General features: G+C 58.4%; 16 protein-coding genes. 8 read left to right on the forward strand and 8 right to left on the reverse strand.

Annotated elements, in window-relative coordinates; genetic code table 11:
* Positions 1 to 67: 67 nt before the first annotated feature.
* The 4 genes from ORG26_RS01740 to ORG26_RS01755 form a co-directional block, all read right to left on the reverse strand.
* Complete coding sequence (locus ORG26_RS01740) at positions 68 to 706, reverse strand: gluconate 2-dehydrogenase subunit 3 family protein (protein ID WP_266366799.1); 639 nt, start codon at positions 704 to 706, stop codon at positions 68 to 70.
* 220 nt (positions 707 to 926) lie between these two features.
* Entirely contained in the window at positions 927 to 2,672 is a 1,746-nt protein-coding gene (locus ORG26_RS01745; RefSeq protein WP_266366800.1) for a GMC family oxidoreductase, read from the reverse strand.
* A 120-nt stretch (positions 2,673 to 2,792) separates the two neighbouring features.
* Positions 2,793 to 4,064 carry an RNA polymerase sigma factor gene (locus tag ORG26_RS01750; protein ID WP_266366801.1) on the reverse strand — a complete coding sequence of 424 codons (1,272 nt, stop codon included), beginning with the start codon at positions 4,062 to 4,064 and terminating at the stop codon, positions 2,793 to 2,795.
* A gap of 191 nt (positions 4,065 to 4,255) precedes the next feature.
* Positions 4,256 to 4,591: a YciI family protein gene (locus ORG26_RS01755; protein WP_266366802.1), complete on the reverse strand. Its 336-nt coding sequence runs from the start codon at positions 4,589 to 4,591 to the stop codon at positions 4,256 to 4,258.
* Positions 4,592 to 4,827: 236 nt separating this feature from the next.
* On the opposite strand from ORG26_RS01755, the gene ORG26_RS01760 reads away from it, so the two are divergent.
* Both ORG26_RS01760 and ORG26_RS01765 read left to right on the forward strand, forming a co-directional pair.
* Entirely contained in the window at positions 4,828 to 6,423 is a 1,596-nt protein-coding gene (locus ORG26_RS01760; protein WP_266366803.1) for a flavin monoamine oxidase family protein, read from the forward strand.
* 105 nt (positions 6,424 to 6,528) lie between these two features.
* Positions 6,529 to 7,482, forward strand: a complete 954-nt coding sequence (locus ORG26_RS01765; RefSeq protein ID WP_266366804.1) for an L-threonylcarbamoyladenylate synthase — start codon at positions 6,529 to 6,531, stop codon at positions 7,480 to 7,482.
* Positions 7,483 to 7,537: 55 nt separating this feature from the next.
* Here ORG26_RS01765 and ORG26_RS01770 read toward each other — a convergent pair whose 3' ends face one another.
* On the reverse strand, positions 7,538 to 9,700 hold the full coding sequence (locus ORG26_RS01770; RefSeq protein ID WP_266366805.1) for a M56 family metallopeptidase: 2,163 nt from the start codon (positions 9,698 to 9,700) through the stop codon (positions 7,538 to 7,540).
* A 39-nt stretch (positions 9,701 to 9,739) separates the two neighbouring features.
* Positions 9,740 to 10,111, reverse strand: coding sequence for a BlaI/MecI/CopY family transcriptional regulator (locus ORG26_RS01775; protein ID WP_266366806.1), 372 nt, complete (start codon positions 10,109 to 10,111; stop codon positions 9,740 to 9,742).
* Positions 10,112 to 10,667: 556 nt separating this feature from the next.
* On the opposite strand from ORG26_RS01775, the gene ORG26_RS01780 reads away from it, so the two are divergent.
* Positions 10,668 to 11,774: a leucine-rich repeat domain-containing protein gene (locus tag ORG26_RS01780; RefSeq protein WP_266366807.1), complete on the forward strand. Its 1,107-nt coding sequence runs from the start codon at positions 10,668 to 10,670 to the stop codon at positions 11,772 to 11,774.
* Between the two features lie 85 nt (positions 11,775 to 11,859).
* Here ORG26_RS01780 and ORG26_RS01785 read toward each other — a convergent pair whose 3' ends face one another.
* Positions 11,860 to 12,387 (reverse strand): acyl-CoA thioesterase, encoded by a 528-nt coding sequence (locus ORG26_RS01785; protein ID WP_266366808.1) that lies wholly within the window; start codon positions 12,385 to 12,387, stop codon positions 11,860 to 11,862.
* Between the two features lie 145 nt (positions 12,388 to 12,532).
* Between ORG26_RS01785 and ORG26_RS01790 the strand changes: the two genes are divergently transcribed.
* Together ORG26_RS01790 and ORG26_RS01795 are read left to right on the forward strand one after the other, a co-directional pair.
* Complete coding sequence (locus ORG26_RS01790) at positions 12,533 to 13,012, forward strand: DUF2147 domain-containing protein (protein WP_266366809.1); 480 nt, start codon at positions 12,533 to 12,535, stop codon at positions 13,010 to 13,012.
* 103 nt (positions 13,013 to 13,115) lie between these two features.
* Complete coding sequence (locus tag ORG26_RS01795) at positions 13,116 to 14,231, forward strand: flavin-containing monooxygenase (protein ID WP_266366810.1); 1,116 nt, start codon at positions 13,116 to 13,118, stop codon at positions 14,229 to 14,231.
* Between the two features lie 26 nt (positions 14,232 to 14,257).
* On the opposite strand, the gene ORG26_RS01800 is transcribed toward ORG26_RS01795, so the two are convergent.
* Positions 14,258 to 15,769 (reverse strand): helix-turn-helix domain-containing protein, encoded by a 1,512-nt coding sequence (locus tag ORG26_RS01800; RefSeq protein ID WP_266366811.1) that lies wholly within the window; start codon positions 15,767 to 15,769, stop codon positions 14,258 to 14,260.
* A 232-nt stretch (positions 15,770 to 16,001) separates the two neighbouring features.
* Here ORG26_RS01800 and aceB point away from each other — a divergent pair, with 232 nt between their 5' ends.
* From aceB to pckA, 3 genes are all read left to right on the forward strand, one after another.
* Positions 16,002 to 17,612: a malate synthase A gene (gene aceB, locus ORG26_RS01805; protein ID WP_266366812.1), complete on the forward strand. Its 1,611-nt coding sequence runs from the start codon at positions 16,002 to 16,004 to the stop codon at positions 17,610 to 17,612.
* A gap of 139 nt (positions 17,613 to 17,751) precedes the next feature.
* Positions 17,752 to 19,038: an isocitrate lyase gene (gene aceA, locus ORG26_RS01810; protein WP_266366813.1), complete on the forward strand. Its 1,287-nt coding sequence runs from the start codon at positions 17,752 to 17,754 to the stop codon at positions 19,036 to 19,038.
* 98 nt (positions 19,039 to 19,136) lie between these two features.
* Entirely contained in the window at positions 19,137 to 20,753 is a 1,617-nt protein-coding gene (gene pckA / locus ORG26_RS01815; protein ID WP_266366814.1) for a phosphoenolpyruvate carboxykinase (ATP), read from the forward strand.
* The last annotated feature ends 34 nt before the right edge of the window (positions 20,754 to 20,787 follow it).

Genomic DNA, 20,787 nt, shown 5'->3' on the forward strand with positions numbered 1-20,787 from the left:
TTCGCTGGTTAAGCAGAGCAACTATAAACTATAAACCCCACACTTTAAACCCTAAACTATAAACTTTTTACTTCTTATCCGCGTATTCGCGGTCTTCGTAGGCGTAGCCGTACTGTTTGAGGACGTCGTCGGGGACGCCGGCCCACTCGTTGGGGGTGTTGCCCATGTAACCGAGGTCCTTGATGCCCATCTGGCTAGTGAAGAAGCCGGTGGCCACCATCCCGCGCATCATGTTGAAGAAAGACACGCCCTGGCTCAGTCCGGGTTTGACCTCCTGGGGGTAAGCAATGTCCTCCACCATTTCGATCTGCTGGGCTTTGGTGCACTGCACAAACGGCTTGCCGTGGCGCTTCACCATCTGGTTATCGAGCCAGCGCAGGCCGCCCCGCATGGGGGTCTGGTTGCGGGGCTGGTCTTTCATCATAAATTCGATGAAGGCCGGAACGCCCGCCTGCGAGGCACTCCCCGACCGGGCATCCGCCGGGATGATAATGTCCGACAGGACGGTAACCGTCTGCAGTTCCTGCGGCGTGAAGAATTTCTCCGCCATCAGTTTGGCATCCCGTTCGGCCTCGAACGGCTGCCGTCCACCCGGCACCTTAACGGGTTTCACATCGGGTGGTGCCGGTACCGCCGCCTCGACCGGCATCACCGCCGCCCCCAGCATCGTCACCGGAAGTCCTTTAAGAATATCTCTGCGTTTCATGGCTTTCTGGTTTTGAAGTTTAGGGTTTATAGTTTTCGTAGGCCGGGGCTTCTTCCATAAACTTTGTTCCCCGGTAGCTCCCGTCGGCGAGGTATTTCACAGGCTGACCAGTAAACACGATTAGTCAGCTTTCGGGTGTGCTGCCAAACCTGTAAATCTTCAAATCGCTGGACCGTCGCCATGAGCCTGACTTTAAACTATAAACCCTAAACTATAAACATTAAATGTTTTTCTGCTTTACCTGTTCAACGATGTAATCCGACGTGCGCATGGAGCTGGCCAGGATGGTCCAGGTTACGTTTTTGTCGCCCTGCGAAGGGAACGGTGCGGCATCGACCACGAAGAGGTTCTTCACGTCGTGAGCCTGCTGGAACTTGTTCAGGGCCGATGTTTTCGGGTCGTTGCCCATGCGGGCCGTCCCCACTTCGTGGATGATCTTGCCGGGTTCGGCCAGGCCATAATTGCTTTCGGCACCGGGCTTTCGGCCAAACGGAATGGCACCCATGTTGTGCAGCATTTCTTCAAACGTATCCTGCATGTGCTTGGCCTGCTTGATTTCGTAATCCGACCATTTGTAATGGAACCGCAGCACCGGAATGCCGTATTTGTCCACCTTGTCGGGGTCGATTTCGCAGTAGTTGCTTTCCAGAGGCACCGGCTCGCCCCGACCGGCCATGTGCACGGCGGCCCCGTAGAAGCGGCGGAAGTCGTCTTTCAGGCTCGCGCCGTACCCACCGGCTTTCTTCGGCTTACCGTCGCGGCCCGGCACTGCGCCGTTGTAGCCCTCAATGCCCCAGCCAAAACCGTACGAAGGCATGCCCATGCCGCCGCCGTACTCAATATGGTACCCGCGCGGGAAGTCCAGTTTGGAGTTGTCGAGCCACCAGGGGGTGTAGATGTGCGCCCCGCCGACGCCGTCTTCGTTGTACCGCTTGCGGTCCATCAGGGCCGGAATGAAGCCACCCCGGGAAGCCCCCGTTGAGTCGTTCAGGTACCGGCCGACCACGCCGCTTGAGTTGGCGAGGCCATTGGGGAAGCGCGACGATTTGGAGTTCAGCAGCAGACGGGCCGTTTCGCAGGCCGAAGCCCCCAGCACCACCACTTTGGCCTTCACCTGAATCTCCTGCAGCGACTTGGTGTCCACGTAGCTGACGCCCGTTGCCAGGCCCGTCGTCTGGTCGGTCAGCACTTCGCGCACCATGGCGTTGGTAATCAGCGTCACGTTGCCGGTCTGGATGGCCGGTTTGCAGAGGACCGAGGACGAAGAGAAGTCGGCGTAGGCCTGACAGGCGCGGCCGCACTGGGCGCAGTAGAAACACTTGCCCCGCTCGTTGTTGATGGGCTGCGTCAGGATCGAAAGGCGCGACGGAATTACCGGAATACCCAGCCCCGTACCGGCTTTTTTGATCATCAGTTCGTGCAGACGCGGCTTCGGCGGCGGCAGGAAGATGCCGTCCGGTTCGTTGCGGCGGCCTTCTTTGGAGCCGAAAATCCCGATGAGCCGGTCTACCTTGTCGTAATACGGGGAAATGTCATCGTAGCCGATCGGCCAGTCTTCCCCGATGCCGGTCAGCGATTTCCGCTTGAAGTCATCCGGACCAAAGCGTAGCGAAATCCGTCCCCAGTGGTTGGTCCGGCCGCCGAGCATCCGCGAGCGGAACCAGTAGAATTCGGTACCGGCTTTGGTCGTGTACGGTTCGCCGTCAATGTCCCAGCCGCCCCAGGCCGCATCAAAATCGCCGAAAGCACGGGTGGTACTCGCCCCGCGACGGGGTGATTCGTAAGGCCACTTGAGCTGCGTAATGTACTTGGGATCAGCAGGGTCGAAGTATCCGCCCGCCTCTAGCAGCACGACCTTAGCTCCGGCTTTGGAAAGCATATAGGCCGCCATACCGCCACCGGCACCGGACCCGACAATGGCCACGTCGTAAAGCACCGGGGCTTTTTTAAGCTGAAAAACGTCCATTCGATTGAGGATTGACTATGAGTAACAGTAGTTAGGTAATTGGTTAGTCACAAAAGCAGGTAACCCGGTTTACATACTGCCTTTTTAGGGGCCGATGTAGAACAGATTCCCGCAGGGAGGCTAATTTAACCCGTTCCTTTCCTCGATCCGGCGTTTCTTTTTCTCGATTAACTGCTTTTCGGCGGCGGAGGAAGTCAGCCCCAGAGCCCGGTCGTAGTGCGCCCGGGCCCGGTCCGCCTGGCCGGTTTGCTGGTACAGATCGGCCAGCAGCGTGTGGTAATACTGATTTGTCTCCAGCCCTTCAAGGCGCAGCACGGCGATCAGCGCCTCCAGCGGCCCTTCGACCTCCCAAAGGGCCACGGCCCGGCTGAGCGCGACAACCGGCGAAGGGTATTGTTCGAGCAGGGCGTCGTAATACTGCAGAATTACGGGCCAGTTTGTCGCTTCGTAGCGGGGTGCCAGCGCATGCTGGCAGGCAATGGCGGCTTCGAGGTGGTAACGGCTGAGGGTATCGCCCCGGGCCGATTGGGCCAGGTGGTGCCCCGCCCGGTCGAGCAGCGGACGGCTCCAGGTGGTCCGGTCCTGGTCTTTCAGCAGCACAATGGCCCCCGTCCCGTCGGTTCGGGCGTCGAAGCGGGCGGCCTGAAAACACATCAGCGCCAGCAGGGCGTGCGCCTCGGGTGCCTCCAGTTTGGGGTGCTGCGTGACCAGCAGACAAAGCCGCATGGCTTCCAGGCAGAGGTCGCGGCGGATAAGTTCGTCGGGATGTGAGGAGTTGTACCCTTCGTTAAACAGCAGATACAGGCTGTTCAGCACCGCATCGAGGCGGGCGGGCAGCTGCGTTCCCTGCGGCACCTCCAGCCGGATTTCCCCCGACCGGATTTTTTCCTTTGCCCGGTAGAGGCGTTTGGTGATCGTCTCGTCGGAGGTGAGAAACGCATTGGCGATTTCACGGACGCTCAGGCCGCACAGGATTTTGAGGCACATCGTCACCTGCGACTCAAAGGCAATTGACGGGTGGCAGCAGGCAAACAGCATCCGGAGTTGGCTGTCGGTGATTTCGTCTTCGAAGAAAAAATGGTCCATCGCCTCCTCGGTCTGCACAAATCCGTTGTCGGTCCACGCTTCGCCAATCTGTCGCAGGGTCTTTTCCCGCCGCAGCGCATCCAGCGCCTTGTTTTTTGCCACGCGGTACAGCCAGGCCGAGGGTTGTTCCGGGATTCCGGCGAGGGGCCAGCTTTTCAGCGCCTGAATCATCGTTTCCTGCACAATGTCCTCGGCCACCTCCAGCCGGTCGAACCCCAGCAAGCGCGTCAGCGCCGCCACCATCCGCCCCGCCTCATGGCGGAAAAGATGGTCAACCAGATGGCGGCTGTCGGGTGGGGTGGGCATGGGTGGAAGGGAATGACTGAATGGCTGAATGACTGAATGACTGAAACATTGAATTTTGAATGTTGAATGTTGGCTCTGCCTCAGTTTCAGGCTTGCGGAGTTAATCAGCCATTCAGTTATTCAGCCAATCAGTCATTCAGCCATTCAGTCATTCAAAATTCAATCATTCAAAATTAATTAAACTGCTGAATCTACCGCACTTCCACCGAACCGTGGCTATCGAAGATGGGGCAGCCGCTGGCGAGGGCGACGGCTTCGTCGAAGCTGGCGGCGCTGATGAGGGTGTAGCCGCCGACGATTTCCTTGCCTTCTGTATAGGGCCCGTCGGTCACGACCGTCCCGCCGCCGTTGATGACTTTGCCGTGGGGCAGCAGCGCCTCGGTGCCATGCATTTTTCCCTGCGCGGCCAGACCGCCGATCCAGGTGTTCCATTTCTCAATTTCGGCCTGCATGGCTTCCGGCGACATGTCCAGAAATGCGGTTTCGTTGGGGATGGCGTTGTGAAAAATGAGCATGAACTTTTCCATTGTGATTGATTAGTTAGTGGTGATTAATTGGTTTTCGCAATAAAGACGAGCGGCCAGAGGAGAACCGGACAGGTCTTTCGAAAAATAATTGAAAATTTTTTCGGGAAGCAGAAAACGGCTCCGGAAAGCGCGGTGGACAACCGTTTACACAATCAAATGTACTTTTTCTGGCTGTTTCTGTAGTTTGGCGGCGAACACACCTCACCACAATCGTGCAATCCTCAAAAACACCGCTTATGAGCCTGGTTCGCCGGGCTTTCCGGCTGGCTATTGCCTCCCGCCAGCCCGGCGCACTGCCCGCCGATGAACTGCTCGACCAATGGCAGGAACAGCAGAACCGCCGCCATTTTCTTCGTTCCGCGGGCCAGCTGGGCCTTGCCGTGGGCGGCCTCAGTCTGCTGAACGCCTGCCGACCCGAAACGCTGGTTGAACCAGAGCCGCCCGCGGGTGCCCGGCATTCGTCGGCCCGCAAACCGGGCGGGGCTTCCGTGGCCATTATCGGCGGCGGCATTGCCGGGCTGGTGGCAGCGCATACCTTCGCCAAGTCCGGCTTCGACAACTTCACCATCTACGAAGGCTCCACCCGGACCGGCGGACGCATCTACACCGGCCGCAATCTGATGGCTCCCGGCCTGACCACCGAACTGGGCGGCGAGTTCATCGACAGCATTCATAAGGACATGCTGCGGCTGGCCAGAGAGTTTGATCTGCGGCTGCTCGACACCCAGGACCCGTCCGAGACGGCCCTGATCAAAGACGCCTATTTTTTCAACGGACAGCATTTTTCGCTGGCGCAGGTCGTCGAGGCGTTCCGGCAGATTGCCCCGAAAATGCAGGAAGATATCGACAGCCTGCCCGACTCTATCGATTACCGAACGGGCGGAGCGGCCAGCCTTTTCGACCGGCTTTCTATTTCGGAGTACCTGACCCGCCTCGGGGCCACCGGCTGGCTGAAAACGTTGCTGGAAGTCGCCTACGAAACCGAATATGGCCTGTCGCCCCAGGAGCAGTCGTCCATCAATCTGCTCTTTCTGATTTCGACGGACACCAAAAAAGGACAGTTTGATATTTTCGGCGTGAGCGACGAGCGCTACAAGATTGCTGGGGGCAACCAGCAAATCACCGACGCCCTGACCGAACTGTACCAAAGCCATATCGAGACCAGCCGGGTCCTGAAAGCCATCAAGCCGTACAATGGAGGCGTGGAACTGCTGTTTGAGAACGCGCCCGCGGTCAGGGCGGATTATGCACTGCTGACCCTTCCGTTCACCAAACTCCGGCAGGTCGATATTCAGGTGCCGCTGAGTGCCGTGAAACGCCAGTCCATCCAGCAGTTGGGTTACGGCACCAACGCCAAACTGATGATAGGGGTCAGCCAGCGGCAATGGCGCACGTTGGGGTATTCGGGCTACGTCTTTTCGGACAATGGTGTCCAGTCGGGCTGGGACAACAGCCAGTTGCAGCCCGGAACGGCGGGCGGGTTTACCGTTTACCTCGGCGGACGGCGCGGCCAGGAGGTCGGCAACGGCGCTGTTCAGGCGCAGGTCCAGCAGTACTTACCGCTGCTGAACCAGATTTTTCCGGGAACGCAGGCCCGCGCCAACGGCAATAACGCCCGGTTCCACTGGCCGACGCATCCCTTTACGCTCGGCAGCTACGCCTGTTATAAAGTCGGGCAATGGACCAGCATCGGCGGTGCCGAGGGCGAAACGGCCGGTCGCCTCTTTTTCGCCGGAGAACATTGCAGCGCCGACTACCAGGGCTACATGAACGGCGGCGCCGAAACCGGCCGCAAAGCCGCCGTAGAAATGTTGAAGGCCGTGCTGGCGTAAGAAATTGCGAATGAGTGAATGAGTGAATTGTGAATGGCCTCGACAGTTTACGGATGGAGGTGGAGCCATACACAATTCACTCATTCACTCATTATCTTTGCGCTCATGACGCAAATTGGTACGGATTTAACGACTGCGAAGCAGTTGCTGGAGCGGGGCGAGGTGGTCGGCATTCCGACGGAGACGGTTTATGGGCTGGCGGCCAACGCCCTGGAGCCGGATGCCGTCGTGAAAATTTTTGGGGTGAAGAACCGTCCCTCTTTCGACCCGCTGATTGTTCATACCGATTCGCTGGAAAAAGTGGCTTCTTTTGTGGAGGACATTCCGGCACCCGCCCGCCTGTTGGCCGAACGCTTCTGGCCCGGCCCGCTGACGCTCTTACTGCCCAAAAAGCCCCTCATTCCGGATCTGGTGACGTCCGGGCTCGACACGGTGGCCGTCCGGGTGCCGAACCACCCGCTTACCCTTGAGCTGCTGCGCGCGCTGTCTTTTCCGCTGGCCGCCCCCAGCGCCAACCCGTTCGGGTACATCAGTCCGACCACCGCCCGGCATGTGGCCGACCAGCTTGGCGATCAGGTGCCGTACATTCTGGATGGCGGGGCCTGCCGCGTGGGAATCGAATCGACCATCATCGGGTTCACCGAAACCGGTCCGGTCGTTTACCGGCTGGGCGGCATGGCTCTGGAGCAGATCGAAGCGGTAACCGGCCCCCTGTCCGTCCGGGACCATTCGACGTCCAATCCTAAAGCGCCGGGTATGCTTAGCAGCCACTACGCACCGCGCAAGCCGTTTGTGCTGAAACCGGTGGAAGAACTCCTCGCCCGGTATGCTCCCGAGCGGATAGGCGCATTGGCTTTCCAGCACATTTCTCCGCTGATTCCTTCCGAAAATCAGCAGTTCCTTTCCCCCGCCGGTGATTTTGCCGAAGCCGCCAAAAACCTGTTTGCAGCCATGCGCCAGCTGGATGCGCTGGACATTGATGTGATTGCCGCCGAACTGCTTCCGGAACAGGGCCTTGGCCGGGCCGTAAACGACCGCCTGCGCCGGGCAGCGGCCTGAAAAAAGGCGTCCACCCCGCTTACGGACTGGACGCCTTTCCCAAACGTGTCTTTCTTTACTTCTTCACATAGTGATACCGTTTGTGTAGGGTCCACCTGCCGTTTTGGGTCTGGACGCTGTCAACGATCACAACGACCTCGGCTTTGTGCTTCTTGTCAACTGCTTCCAGCCACACGGCTTCGTCTTCGTCCAGCTTTGGCGGCTTCGGAGGATTGGCGGGAGCCGAAGGAGTCGTCGCATCGGCAGGCTTTGGAGCACGCGGCGGTCTGGCCGGACGGGCAGGCTCAATCGCTTCGGCTGGTTCGGCAGTAATAGCAGGATTCGGAGCCGAAGCTGGAGCCGGCAGAGCCGGACGGGCGGCCTTTGGGGGGCGCGCCACCGGAGCCGGCCGGGGAAAATCGTCCGGGCTGTCGTACCGCTTGCCGTTGTACCAGTACTCTCCTTTCACGCCGGCCGGTTTCGGCGCCCGGGGTGTGGTTGCCCGCCGGGGTGCCCGGGGAGCCGCGGGGGCCGCCGGGGCAAGAACCGGGTCGGGTACGTCTTCCGGCCGGGCCAATTCCAGCGCCCGCTGAGCCCGTTCGAGTTCGCGGTGGGCCCGCTCAAACTCCGCGGCGTGCAGGCGCTGCTCGGTCGCCAGCCTGGCAATCTGGTCGGTGTACTGGCGCATGGAATCCTGAACACCAGCCAGTTTAGCCTGTTGAAGGACATTCAGTTCTTTCAGAAGAGGCTGCATCTGCTTTTCGATCACCGTTTCCATCTGGGTCTGCAGACGGGCCAACTCCGCTTTCTGCCCCGCGATACGGGCCTTCAACGCCTTCTGTTCGGCCGACCTGACTTTGGGCAGGCGGGCACTGTCTTCCGCCATGCGGGCGGCAAGCGTTTCAAACTGGTTGCCCAGCGCTTCGAGTTTCCGGCCGGGAGCGTCGAGTTTTTGACCGACCCGCTCCAGCGCCGCACCCTCCTGACCCAGTTTTTCGCTCAGGCTTTCCAGGGGTTCGCTCAGCCGCTCTATTTCCCGGCTGATCGCTTCCATTTTTTCTTCTTTCCGCCGAACCTCTTCTTCCAGCAACTGAAGCTGTTTGGCGTCCAGGGGCGTTCCCACCACCCGGGGGCTGGTCGTAGCGGGTGATTTTGCCTCCGGCAGAAGCGTATCCGGCTCTTCGACCAGCAGTTCCTCAATCGTCGTTTCGACTGTCGGCATTTCTTCCGGCTGCTGCACCTGTCGGGCGACGGCCAGCCCGGCAATCAGCACCAGCCCGGCTACCAGCAGAAATCCGGTCATGCCGCGGGAGGACGGCTCTTCGGCCACGCCAAGCACGCGCCGTACGCGTTCCAGCAACTGGGACTTGGTTCCCCCGAAGGCCAGCGCCAGCGAAGGCTGCGCCGCCAGACGGAGACTTTCGACGGCGGCCAGCGTCTGGGCATATTCCAGCGGGCGACCGGTGAGGGCAATGGCCACCTCGTCGCACAGGTGTTCGCGTTCTTCCCGAACCCGCGACGAAAGGTACCAGATGGCGGGGTGGTAAAAGAACACCACTTCGGCAACGGATTGCAGGAAATTGATCAGGTAATCGTGCCGACGGATGTGCGCCAGTTCGTGAGCGAGTACCGCCTCGACCTGCTGCGGCGAGAGGTGCGTCAGCATGCCAACCGGAATCAGAATGACCGGTTTGAGCCAGCCTACCGTCATCGGGACACTCACGCGCACCGACTCCAGGAGCCGCACCGGACGGTCGATGGCCAGCTCCCGGCTGAGCCGGGCAATGTGGTCCTGCCAGGCCACCGGCACCGTCTGCACGCCCTGACGGGTCCACTGCTGCACCAGCAGCCAGCCTCCGGCCAGACGCAAACCCAGAACGGCCGTGCCGAGCAGCCAGACGGTCACGAAGATGGGCAGGAGCGATTCGAGCTGAACCAGCCAGTTGACCGGCAGCGCGGCGGGCGCTTCGTCCAGCCAGGCGGCGGTCGTCAGGGGCGTGTACGGGGTCAGCGGTGCGGCCGGCCGCGGCGGCTCATACGCCAGAACAAAGGTCAGCACGAATGCGGCCACTTGCAGACTCAGGGCGCCTACACCCAGCGCATAGCGGGTGGCGGTCCGGCGTTTGCGGACCAGCACGGCCAGCAGCGCCACGATCAGGACACCCTGCCAGAGCGAGTGCAGCAAGGCCCAGCCCAGCGCCGCCACCAGATTTTCGGGTAAAAGCAACAGATTGTTCATGTCCGGATTCGGTTAGGAAATGTTCATTAGTAATGTTGTTTACTGTTTTTTGCTCAGTTCGGCGATCAGCCGCTGAATTTCGTCGAGTTCTTCGGGCGAGGTTTTGGCGTTGCCGAGTGCCTGCATGACCAGCTGGGCCGCCGAGCCACGGAAGGTCGTTTCCACAAACCGGTTGAGGAGCGTCTGCCGGGTGGCTTCTTCGGCTACCGCCGCGGCGTACACGTGCGAACGGCTTTCTTCTTCCCGGCTCAGGAGGCCCTTTTCGTGCATGATCTGCATCAGCTTCAGGGTCGTCGTGTAGCCGGAATCCTTGGACCGGGCCAGTTCGTCGTGCACCTGCCGGACGGTCGACGGGCCACGCGACCAGAGGATCTGCAAGATTTCCAGTTCAGATTCTGTGGGCTTTGTCATGAATGATTAATTGGCTGAATGATTGATTGGTCGACTGGCTGACTCCGCTTTCGTCAAGGAGGCGGTTGATAGCGCCGGGGTTGCACGACCTACGAATTATTTCGTAACAAATATATACGAATGGCTTCGTAGATGTCAAGCATCAGCTACGAATTTTTTCGTAATTAACTTTTTTTAGGATTTCGACAAAAATGCAATATTTATAACTAATATTTTAGTTAATTGCTATGTCTCTTCTTGTCTCCTCATGAAACGGATTTTCACATGCCTTGTGGGGCTGTTACTAACCATTTCCGCAGCGGCGCAGCCTTTATGTCTTTCGCCAGAAGAACTGAAAACGCATCAGCGTCTTTTGGACAAGGCTTTTGCTCCCGAGACCAAACTTTTTCCGGATATCAGGGCGCGGCAGATGCAAATAGGCGGGATTTTCGCGCTCTCTCCCGAGGAAAGGCGGTTCAGACTGGCTCCTCAGAAATTTGAGGCGGATTTTAAGAAGCATTTACGGTCGATACAGAGTCTGAAGGAGACCAGATTGGCTTTTTCAATCCAGCTTTATTTGCATCCAGACGGACGGCCCGCTCACTTCTCCTGCCGACCGTCTGAGGCTAAACCCTCTGCCGAACAGGAAAAAGAAGTGCAGGCGGCCCTGTGTTTATGGCTGAAAACGTACCGATATCCGTTCGTGGCCAACCAGCCTTATCGGGTGATGGTATACGCCAGGACCAGTCCCGAGTCCGAACCGCCAGCGCACAAACAGAACCTGATCACGACTCTGGAGCAACTTCGGCAAACCTCCCGACCCGATACGGTTAAAAGAATTACGCTGGTACTGGAAGAACTCACGGAGGTTCCGGAGGAACTTTACCGGTTTACCAATGTTGAGGTGGTCAGTCTGGCCGGTAATAAACTAACGCAAATTCCGGAGGCTCTTTTTGCCCTGCCCCGTCTCAAACGCCTGGACCTGACCGGCAACCGATTAACCGAAAACAGCTTTACGATTCCGCCCGGCTCCGGGCTTACGTTCCTGAATCTTCAATACAACCAGTTGACGCGCGTACCGGCCTCGGTGGCCAACTGTCGCCACCTGACGAGCCTATGGCTCGGGCACAATAAACTGGTCGAAGTAAACACGGATGTGCTGCGTAAGCTGAAAAGGCTGGAAGACCTCAACCTCTACAGTGCCGGTCTGAACCAGTTACCGGCGGGCATCGGCAAACTGAAGCGGTTACAGATTCTGGATCTGTACTACAATAACCTGCGCGAACTGCCGGCTGCCATCTGTCGCCTGCGCCGCTTGCAGCAGCTGGCGGTTTCCGAAAACAAACTGGGCAATCTGCCGAAAAAGCTCCACCGGATGCGGCGGCTGGAGAAGATTTACGCCCACCACAACTTCCTGGCGAGTCTGCCCGAACGCCTGCACCGCTCCCGTCGGCTGCAATTGCTGGACATTGGCTACAACGCCTTCCGGCACGTTCCGGCGGTGGTTTCCCGAATCAAAACGCTGCACGAACTGGACATGGGCCACAACCGCCTGACCGAACTGCCCGCCAGCCTCGCCAACCTCCCGAACCTCGAAAAATGCTACGTCCGCGGCAATCCCCTCCCTGCCGAGCTTCCGGTGGTCCGGAAGCTGGAAGCGAGAAAGACGGAAGTGTTTCATTGAATGAATGACTGAATGATTGAATGACTGAACAGTTCCGCTAATCTTGGCACTGCGGAGCTATTCAGTCATTCAGCCATTCAATCATTCAGTCATTTCCCTTTCCTGCCAACTCCTGCTTGATGTCCTTGATCCGGTGGTTGAAGTCGAGGTTGTGGAAATCGACGTCGCGCTGGCAGATGGTTTCGAGGAATTCCATGACGGCGGGGTGGTGCGGAATGCGGCGGCCGTTGGCGACACTGACGTACTTGGAGGTGGTCCAGAGCACGTTCTTGAGCTGGGTGCCGGTGTCGTCGGTCATGATAAACTCGGTCACGATGGTGTCATCGTTGTAGAAAATAATCCTGGAGCGAATGCGAATCCATTCGCTGACCAGCGCCGGACGGATGTAGGCGATCTGGTGCTGGTACACCACCCAGCTCGTGCCAAATTCCCGGAACAACTGCCCGTAATCGAAACTGTACTGTTTGGAAACCTGGTCTTCGCGGGCGTTGAAGTAGTAATCAAAGTACTTGGCGTTGTTGAGGTGCTGCAGCGGATCGCAGTCCTGGAAACGAATGATCACCCGGGATTCAACTTCCGTGGGGTATGATTTTTCGGGGTCGCGTTTAAACATGAGGCAACAAATGCGTATTCCACGATAAGAATACGATCTTACATTAAACTTTTGGAGTCCTAGTTAATCAATAAATCAGTCGTTTCGTCGAAACTTCGTTCCCATTTCAGATTTTTTATCTTTGTATTTCAATTATTACTTTGTTATGTCCCATTCAAAACGAAAAACCAGTCTGTTGCCTTCTGTTCTCGGGTTCTTTGCCACCCTCTTTCTGCTGACCATCCAGACGGCGTTCGCGCCCAGCGACAACCCCGATGCGGTGGTAGGCACCTGGTTAAACGGCACCAAACGCGGTCATATCCAGATTTATAAGCAGGGTGAAAAATATTTCGGCAAAATCATCTGGCTGAAAGAACCCAACGACCCCTCCACCAACAAACCCAAACTCGACGCCAAAAATCCGAACGCCAGCCTGCGGGGACGGGCCCTGATGGGACTGAACGTGATGACCGGATTTGAGTTCGACGGCGGAAACGTCTGGGACGAAGGAAAAATCTACAACCCGGAGGACGGCAAGGAATACAGCTGCAAAATGACCCTGAAAGACCCCAATACGCTCGACGTCCGGGGCTACGTGGGCATTTCGCTCATCGGCAAAACCCAGACCTGGACCCGAATTAAATAAAGCGTTTTCGGTTTTCAGTTTTCTATGTAGAGTTTTGTAACGTTGGCGGGTTGAAACCAATAACCACACCAGAAAACTGAAAACCGAAAACAGAAAACACCGAATGACTTTAATTATTGGCGCCGGTCCCGCCGGACTGGCCATGGCGGGCCAGATGCGCCACGCCGGACTGCCGTTCACCCTTCTCGAACAAAGCGACGCCGTGGGTCATTCCTGGCGCAACCATTACGACCGGCTCCACCTGCACACCGTCCGGCAATACTCGGCCCTGCCGCATCTCCCCCTCCCCGACGACTATCCCGTTTATGTCTCCCGGCAGCAACTCGTTGATTACCTGGAGCTGTATTGTCAGCAGTTTGACATCCGGCCGGAATTCAACCAGTCCGTTCGCCGGATTTCCCGGACTGCGGACGGGGCATGGCTTGTTGAAACGGCCATCGACCGGTTTATGGCGGACCGGGTTGTGGTCGCTACCGGGTATAATCGCGTGCCGTTTCAGCCCACCTGGCCGGGGCAGGAGACATATTCCGGGACGCTGATGCATAGCCGGGACTACCGGAACGGAGCCGCTTTTGGGGGGAAGAATGTGCTGGTGATTGGCATGGGCAACACGGGCGCCGAACTGGCCCTCGACCTCTACGAGCACGGGGCCAACCCGTTTCTTTCGGTCCGGAGTCCGGTCAACATCGTCAAACGCGATGTTTTCGGGAAACCCGCCCAGCCGACGGCGATCTTTCTGAATAAATTCCCTAACTGGTTTTATGACCTCATGGCGGGTCTGTCGCAGCGGATTTCGGTCGGGGACCTGTCGCCCTACGGCCTTCGCAAACCGCCTTATCCGCCCTCCTACCAGATTCGCGAACTGGGCAAGATTCCCGTCATCGACCTCGGCACGCTCGACCAGATCAAAGCGGGCAACATTCACGTCGTGCCGGGCGTTGAACGCTTCACCGAACGGGGCGTCCGGCTCACGAACGGCGAAGACCTGGCCGTTGAGGCGGTTGTCGTTTCTACGGGCTACCGGCCGGGCCTCGGCGCGTTATTTCCGGAGGCTCTTCAGGAGCAGATTCTGAATGAAAAAGGCTACCCCAAAGCCCTCTGGTTCGCTAAGCCGGACCTTCAGGGTCTTTATTTCATCGGCTTTTCGACGCCGCTGACGGGCATTCTGTACAACATCGGCAAAGAGTCCGAGAAGCTCATCCGGCAGTTCCGGAGCTAGCCACCCATCGCGCCCGGAAGCCGGATTCAGGAAGCCGAAGCCGTTACGTTTCCAGCGCTCAGTTCCTTCACCGCCCGTTTCAGTTCCTCATGCCGCCGGTGGCGCTGCCACACGACCGGCGCGTAGACCCGCTCGTGGCAGTCGGCCAGGGAGCAGCGCTCGCAGGTTTCGTTGACGATGCGATGAATCAGTTTGTCGTCGTTCAGAAAGCGGACCAGCGCCCGGAGCTTGTCGTCGATGGCCAGACCAAGGGACACGCTGCTGTTGACGCCCGCTTTCGGCGGCGAGGGCTTGGCCAGCGTCAGCATCAGGTAACGGCTTTGCGAATCGAGGTACTCCGACACCTGTCCGCGCCCCAGCGGCTGGCCGTTCCAGATGCCCGCCTGCTGCATTTCGTCCAGTTCCATCAGGGCCGTCAGCGACACCCAGCGGCGGCAGTTGTGTTCGTTCACGGTCGCGTGCGGGTTGTGCAGCTTGGCCAGGTGCATTTCTTTGGAAAGCACAAACCGTTTTTCGCCGGTCCGGTGGTCGAAGCGCAGGAAAAACAGCTCGTTGATGCCAAAATGGCCCGGCAGGACGTTGCTGATGCGGTGGAGCAGAACTTCGGGAGTCACCGGGAAGAGGCCCAGAATGTCGGGCAGGGCGTGGTCGCTCCACTCAGTCCGGGCAAAAAAGCGGTTTAGTTGCTGCACCAGTTCCATCTTCGGAATCAGAATGGCCCCGGCAAAGTACGACGCCCGGAAATTGTTGAGTACCTGTTCAAACGATTCGGCTTCAATCACCGACGAAATCAGGGGCCGGTTCCGAATCTGCATGACCTCGTAGCCTAATTCCCGCGCCAGCGTAAAAATCACCTGCTCCGGCTCCATCCGGCTGTTGACCAGCAGGGTTCGGGAGTCCGGGAGCCAGAGCGATCGCAGCCCGGCCAGTGCCGGTCGTTCGCGTTCTTCGAACGGCTCGATGCGGTAGCCGAAGCGGTGGCTCAGCAGGTCCGTGAGTTGCCCCGCGGCCAGAGCCATTTCTTTGGATAAGGTATTTTCGGACAGAAAGTGATCCGCAACAGTCTCAATTTCTTCAAAATAATTGTCGTGCAGTTCCTGGTACGAACGCAGGGCCGAAAAATAGAACTGCTCCACGTTCATGCCGTGCGTCCGGCTGATTTCGATGATCGTGCTGATAAAAGCACTCACCCGCGACGGGGCCGCCGACAGCAGTTCCAGCAAATCAGCCGCATCGAGACCGAACAGGTCGAGCGGCATTTCCTGCAGAATATTGGAATTCAGCAGTTCGGCGATCGGCTCCAGCTTTTTGCTGAGTTTCATCGAAACCAGCGTATCGTAGTCGGTCCCCAAAGCGGCCGCCAGCGCAAAAATCTTCTCCTGCTTCGGGTACTTCTTTCCTTTTTCGATCTCGTTGAGGTAGGACGGCGAAACGCCCGCCCGGTCCGCCAGCTCGTACGCCGGAATTCCTTTGTCCTGCCGTAACTGCTTCACTTTCAGGCCAAATATCAGGCGGACTTTTTCAGCATTTGTCGTCATGGAAACAGAGGTAAGCGTTAAATCATCATTTGCAGGCGGTACAGGGACCGACACTCCCTTTTTAAAAAGCATCTCCTGCCGGACCTATACCATCCTGAAGGTAACGAATTTATAAATTTTAGCAAATCTATATCCCTTTAGCGAATATTCGCTTGACATGAATTGATTCGCTGATTATGTTTGATCCAAGTTTGCAACGCGCTGCTGCCTTGCCGCTAAACCTCCGATGCACATGAGCCTCACTGAAACGTTAAACGACACCCTGATACGTTTATCCGCCAACCTTTCAGGCGGTTACGAAGAGATTTTGACACCCGAGGCGCTGGCTTTCCTGGCCGAACTGCACCGCCGCTTCGAACCCGCCCGACGGGAGCTTTTGACTCGTCGGCAGGAACGGGAACGCCGGATTGATGCCGGAGAGCTGCCCGATTTCCTTACCGAAACGGCAGAAATTCGTCGGCAGGACTGGCAGGCGGCCCCGTATCCGGCCAATTTGCAGGACCGCCGGACGGAGATCACCGGCCCCGTTGACCGGAAAATGATCGTCAACGCCCTGAACTCCGGGGCCCGGGTGTTCATGGCGGACTTTGAAGATGCCAACTCGCCCACCTGGGACAATCTTCTTCAGGGACAGATCAACCTGCGGGATGCCATCCGGCGCCAGATTGATTTTACGGCCGAAAACGGGAAAACGTACGCCCTCAAACCGCAGGTCGCCGTGCTGAAGGTCCGTCCGCGGGGCTGGCATCTGACCGAACGCCACCTGACCATCGACGGCCAGCCCGTCTCTGGTTCCCTGTTCGACTTCGGACTCTATTTTTTCCATAACGCGCACGAACTGCTCCGGCGCGGCTCCGGGCCGTACTTCTATCTGCCCAAGCTGGAAAGCCACCGGGAGGCGCGCCTCTGGAACGAGGTGTTTGTTTTTGCGCAGGAATACGTCGGTCTGCCGGTCGGCACCATCAAGGTCACGGTGCTGATTGAAACCATTCTGGCGTCGTTCGAGATGGACGAAATCATCTACGAACTGCGCGACCATATTGCCGGTCTGAACGCCGGACGCTGGGATTACATTTTCAGTTTTATCAAAAAGCTGAAGGCCCATCCGGCTTATCTCCTGCCCGACCGCTCGCAGGTCACCATGCAGTCGCCGTTCATGCGGGCTTATGCGCAGCTGCTGGTGCAGACCTGCCACAAGCGGGGCATTCATGCCATCGGCGGGATGGCGGCGTTTATTCCGAACCGTAAAGACCCGAAAATCAACCAGTTTGCTTTTGACAAAGTGAAAGCCGACAAGGAACTGGAAGCGGCCACGGGCTTCGACGGAACGTGGGTGGCCCATCCCGATCTGGTGCCCGTCGCGATGGCTCCTTTCAATGCCGTGCTCGGCGACCGGCCCAACCAGAAAGAAAAACGGCTTTCCGACCTGTCCATCACCGCCCGCGACCTGCTGAATCCCACCATTCCCGGCAGCAGCATCACTGAGGCGGGTCTGCGGATGAACATCAACGTGGGTATACTGTACATCGAGTCCTGGCTGCGGGGCGTCGGGGCCGCCGCCATTCACAACCTGATGGAAGACGCCGCCACCTCCGAAATCAGCCGCGCGCAGGTCTGGCAGTGGCTTCGGCACGGGGCCAAAACCTACGACGGCCGCCCCATCGATGTTTCCTGGTACAAACAGGTGCTGTTTGAGGAAATCGAAGCCATCCGCCGCAGTCTCGGCTCCGAACGCTATAACCAGGGCCGTTTCCGCGAAGCCGCCCGCCTCTTCGATGGACTTGTAACGCAGGAGTCATTCGACGCATTCCTGACGCTGGGAGCGTATGAAATGATTGAATGATTGATTGACTGAATGACTGAATGGCTGGCTCAGCGTCGTCAGCAGAACCGGCAGAGCCAGTCATTCAATCACTCATTCATTCAGTCATTAATAATTGCCCGGATTCATTTTATTCCAACCTATAACTCGTAAAGCTTCCATGAAAAGTGCACAAGACCGGATCCAGGGCCTGATTCAGGACTGGGCGCTGAATCCCCGCTGGCGCGGCGTTGAACGACCGTATACGGCCGAAGAGGTTGTCCGCCTGAGCGGATCGTACCAGATCGAGTACACCGTGGCCCGGCGCGGGGCCGAAAAACTGTGGCGCATGCTGCAGGAAGACCGCTGGGTGGCCGGTCTTGGCGCACTCACCGGCAACCAGGCGATTCAGGAGGTGGCCGCCGGGATGAAGGCGATTTACCTCAGCGGCTGGCAGGTGGCCGCCGACGCGAACCTTTCCGGCCATATGTACCCCGACCAGAGCCTGTATCCGGCCGATTCGGTGCCCGCCGTGGTGAAGCGGATCAACAACGCCCTGCTGCGCGCCGACCAGATTCAGTCGGTCAGCGGCGACGGCAACACGGACTGGCTGGTGCCCATTGTGGCCGATGCCGAAGCCGGATTCGGCGGCAACCTCAACGCTTTTGAACTCATGAAAATGATGATCGAAGCGGGCGCGTCGGGGGTGCACTTCGAAGACCAGTTGTCGAGCGCCAAAAAATGCGGCCACCTCGGCGGCAAGGTGCTCGTGCCGACGCAGGAAGCCATCAACAAACTCGTAGCCGCCCGCCTCGCCGCCGACGTCATGGGCGTGCCGACGGTGCTGGTCGCCCGTACCGATGCCGAAGCCGCCAACCTCATCACGAGCGACATCGACGAACGCGACCTGAAATTCATCCAAACCGGCCGAGGCCGCACGTCAGAAGGGTTCTTCCATGTCCACAACGGCCTGGAACAGGGTATCGACCGGGGCCTGAGCTACGCGCCCTACGCCGACATGATCTGGATGGAAACGGGCAATCCGGACCTCGGCCTGGCCCGCGAGTTTGCGCAGGGCATCCGGGAGAAGTACCCCGACCAACTGCTGGCCTACAACTGTTCGCCCTCCTTCAACTGGGCCAAGTTCATGAACGAAAAGCAGATGGCGGCCTTCCGGGAGCAGATTGCCGACATGGGCTACAGGTTCCAGTTCATCACCCTGGCGGGCTTTCACGCGCTCAACACGGCCATGTTCGAACTCTCGAAAGCCTATGTGGAACGCGGTATGGCCGGTTTCTCGGAGCTTCAGCAGCGGGAATTTGCCCTGCAAAGCAGCGGCTTCAGGGCCGTCAGACACCAGGCCTTCGTCGGCACGGGCTACTTCGATGCCGTCCAGAACGTCGTCACGGCCGGTCTGGCCTCCACCGCCGCGCTGAAAGGCTCGACGGAGGAGGAACAGTTTCATTGACAAATTATGAATGAGCGATTGAGTGATTGTGTGATGAACCGCTCAATCACTCAATCGCTCATTCACTCAATCGTTTTTCACTTCTCAACACCATTTCCATGATTGCGACCAAAACAATTGCATCCGCACCGGCGACTTCGCTGCTGGCGCGCCTGGGTCTGGCCGAGTGCCGGAGCATTTACCTGAATCTGTCGCCGGCCGAGCTGGTCGAACACGCGCTGGCCCGCAGCGAGGGCGTCCTGACCGAAACCGGGGCGCTCATGTGTGATACGGGGACGTTTACGGGCCGTTCGCCGAAAGACAAGTTTATCGTCTGCGACGACAAAACCCGGGATACCGTGGAATGGGGCGATATCAACCAGCCGTTTGAAAGCGAAAAATTCGAGCAGCTCCGGCTCAAAATGCTGGCGTACCTGGCCGAGAAAGATGTATACGTGCGCTACGCCCGCGCCTGCGCCTCCCCCGCCTACCGCCTCAACATCGCCGTCGTGACGACCCAGGCCTGGCAGAGTCTTTTCTGTAACCACCTCTTCCTGCGCCCCGCCCCTGCCGAGCTGGCCGACTTCGAACCCGACTGGACCATCCTCTGCGTACCGGGTTTTCAGGCCGATCCGGCCACGGACGGAACCCGCAAAGCCAACTTTACTCTTGTGGACTTTTCCCGCAAAATGATTCTGATCGGCGGATCGGGTTACGCGGGAGAAATCAAAAAGGGCATTTTTACCGTCCTGAACTTTGTCCTGCCCGTCGAACGCCGGGTGCTGTCCATGCACTGCTCGGCCAATATCGGCGCCGAAGGTCCGAACGGCAGTCCGGATACGGCTTTGTTCTTCGGCCTGTCGGGAACGGGCAAAACCACCCTTTCGGCGGACCCGGAACGTCGGCTGATCGGCGACGACGAACACGGCTGGGCCGGTGACGAAATCTTTAATTTTGAAGGCGGCTGTTACGCCAAAGTCATCAACCTGAGCGCCGAACGGGAGCCGCAGATTTACCATGCCATCCGGTTCGGGGCTGTCCTGGAAAATACGCGCTTTTTTCCCGGCACGCGAAAAGTTGATTACGACAACCGGTCGGTAACGGAAAACACCCGCACGGCCTATCCCATCGACTACATTCCGGACGCCGCCGCTCCGTCGGTAGCGGGTGCCCCCCGAAATATTTTCTTCCTGACCGCCGATGCGTTCGGGGTGCTGCCGCCGATTTCGCGGCTGACGGCCGAACAGGCGATGTACCACTTTCTGTCGGGGTATACCTCCAAGCTGGCAGGCACCGAAATGGGCATTACCGAGCCGGTAGCCACCTTTTCCACCTGCTTCGGCGCGGCGTTTCTGCCCCTGCCGCCGGTCCGGTATGCCGAACTGCTGGGCGAACTCATCGAGAAATACAACGTCAATGTCTGGCTGATCAATACCGGCTGGACAGGCGGACCTTACGGCACGGGGCGACGCATCCGGCTCGATTTTACCCGGGCGATGATCCGGGCGGCGCTGAAAGGCGAACTGGTGGCGGCTACCTACATCACGCACCCGGTCTTTGGCCTGCGCATGCCGACCACCTGCCCCGGCGTTCCGCACCAGTTGCTGGACCCGCAGCAGACCTGGATTAATCAGGAAGAGTATCTGGCGAAAGCGGCGGAACTGGCCAGCGCGTTCGAGGACAATTTCCGCCGGTTCGAAAGCGTTATGAAAACAGAAACTATCGAGGCAGCATGATTGTGTGAACAAGTGTAACCAAAATTGGTTATAT

Origin of the sequence: Tellurirhabdus rosea, assembly GCF_026278345.1 — a bacterium.
In the GTDB taxonomy this organism is placed as follows: Bacteria; Bacteroidota; Bacteroidia; order Cytophagales; family Spirosomataceae; genus Tellurirhabdus; species Tellurirhabdus rosea.

Bases quoted from the DNA above. Each gene is read 5' to 3' on its own strand.
- ORG26_RS01750 (WP_266366801.1), bottom strand. From the start codon at position 4,064: ATGCCCACCCCACCCGACAGCCGCCATCTGGTTGACCATCTTTTCCGC.
- ORG26_RS01745 (WP_266366800.1), bottom strand. From the start codon at position 2,672: ATGGACGTTTTTCAGCTTAAAAAAGCCCCGGTGCTTTACGACGTGGCC.
- aceB (WP_266366812.1), top strand. From the start codon at position 16,002: ATGAGCCTCACTGAAACGTTAAACGACACCCTGATACGTTTATCCGCC.
- ORG26_RS01770 (WP_266366805.1), bottom strand. From the start codon at position 9,700: ATGAACAATCTGTTGCTTTTACCCGAAAATCTGGTGGCGGCGCTGGGC.
- ORG26_RS01795 (WP_266366810.1), top strand. From the start codon at position 13,116: ATGACTTTAATTATTGGCGCCGGTCCCGCCGGACTGGCCATGGCGGGC.
- aceA (WP_266366813.1), top strand. From the start codon at position 17,752: ATGAAAAGTGCACAAGACCGGATCCAGGGCCTGATTCAGGACTGGGCG.
- pckA (WP_266366814.1), top strand. From the start codon at position 19,137: ATGATTGCGACCAAAACAATTGCATCCGCACCGGCGACTTCGCTGCTG.
- ORG26_RS01765 (WP_266366804.1), top strand. From the start codon at position 6,529: ATGACGCAAATTGGTACGGATTTAACGACTGCGAAGCAGTTGCTGGAG.
- ORG26_RS01790 (WP_266366809.1), top strand. From the start codon at position 12,533: ATGTCCCATTCAAAACGAAAAACCAGTCTGTTGCCTTCTGTTCTCGGG.
- ORG26_RS01775 (WP_266366806.1), bottom strand. From the start codon at position 10,111: ATGACAAAGCCCACAGAATCTGAACTGGAAATCTTGCAGATCCTCTGG.
- ORG26_RS01785 (WP_266366808.1), bottom strand. From the start codon at position 12,387: ATGTTTAAACGCGACCCCGAAAAATCATACCCCACGGAAGTTGAATCC.
- ORG26_RS01760 (WP_266366803.1), top strand. From the start codon at position 4,828: ATGAGCCTGGTTCGCCGGGCTTTCCGGCTGGCTATTGCCTCCCGCCAG.
- ORG26_RS01800 (WP_266366811.1), bottom strand. From the start codon at position 15,769: ATGACGACAAATGCTGAAAAAGTCCGCCTGATATTTGGCCTGAAAGTG.
- ORG26_RS01755 (WP_266366802.1), bottom strand. From the start codon at position 4,591: ATGGAAAAGTTCATGCTCATTTTTCACAACGCCATCCCCAACGAAACC.
- ORG26_RS01740 (WP_266366799.1), bottom strand. From the start codon at position 706: ATGAAACGCAGAGATATTCTTAAAGGACTTCCGGTGACGATGCTGGGG.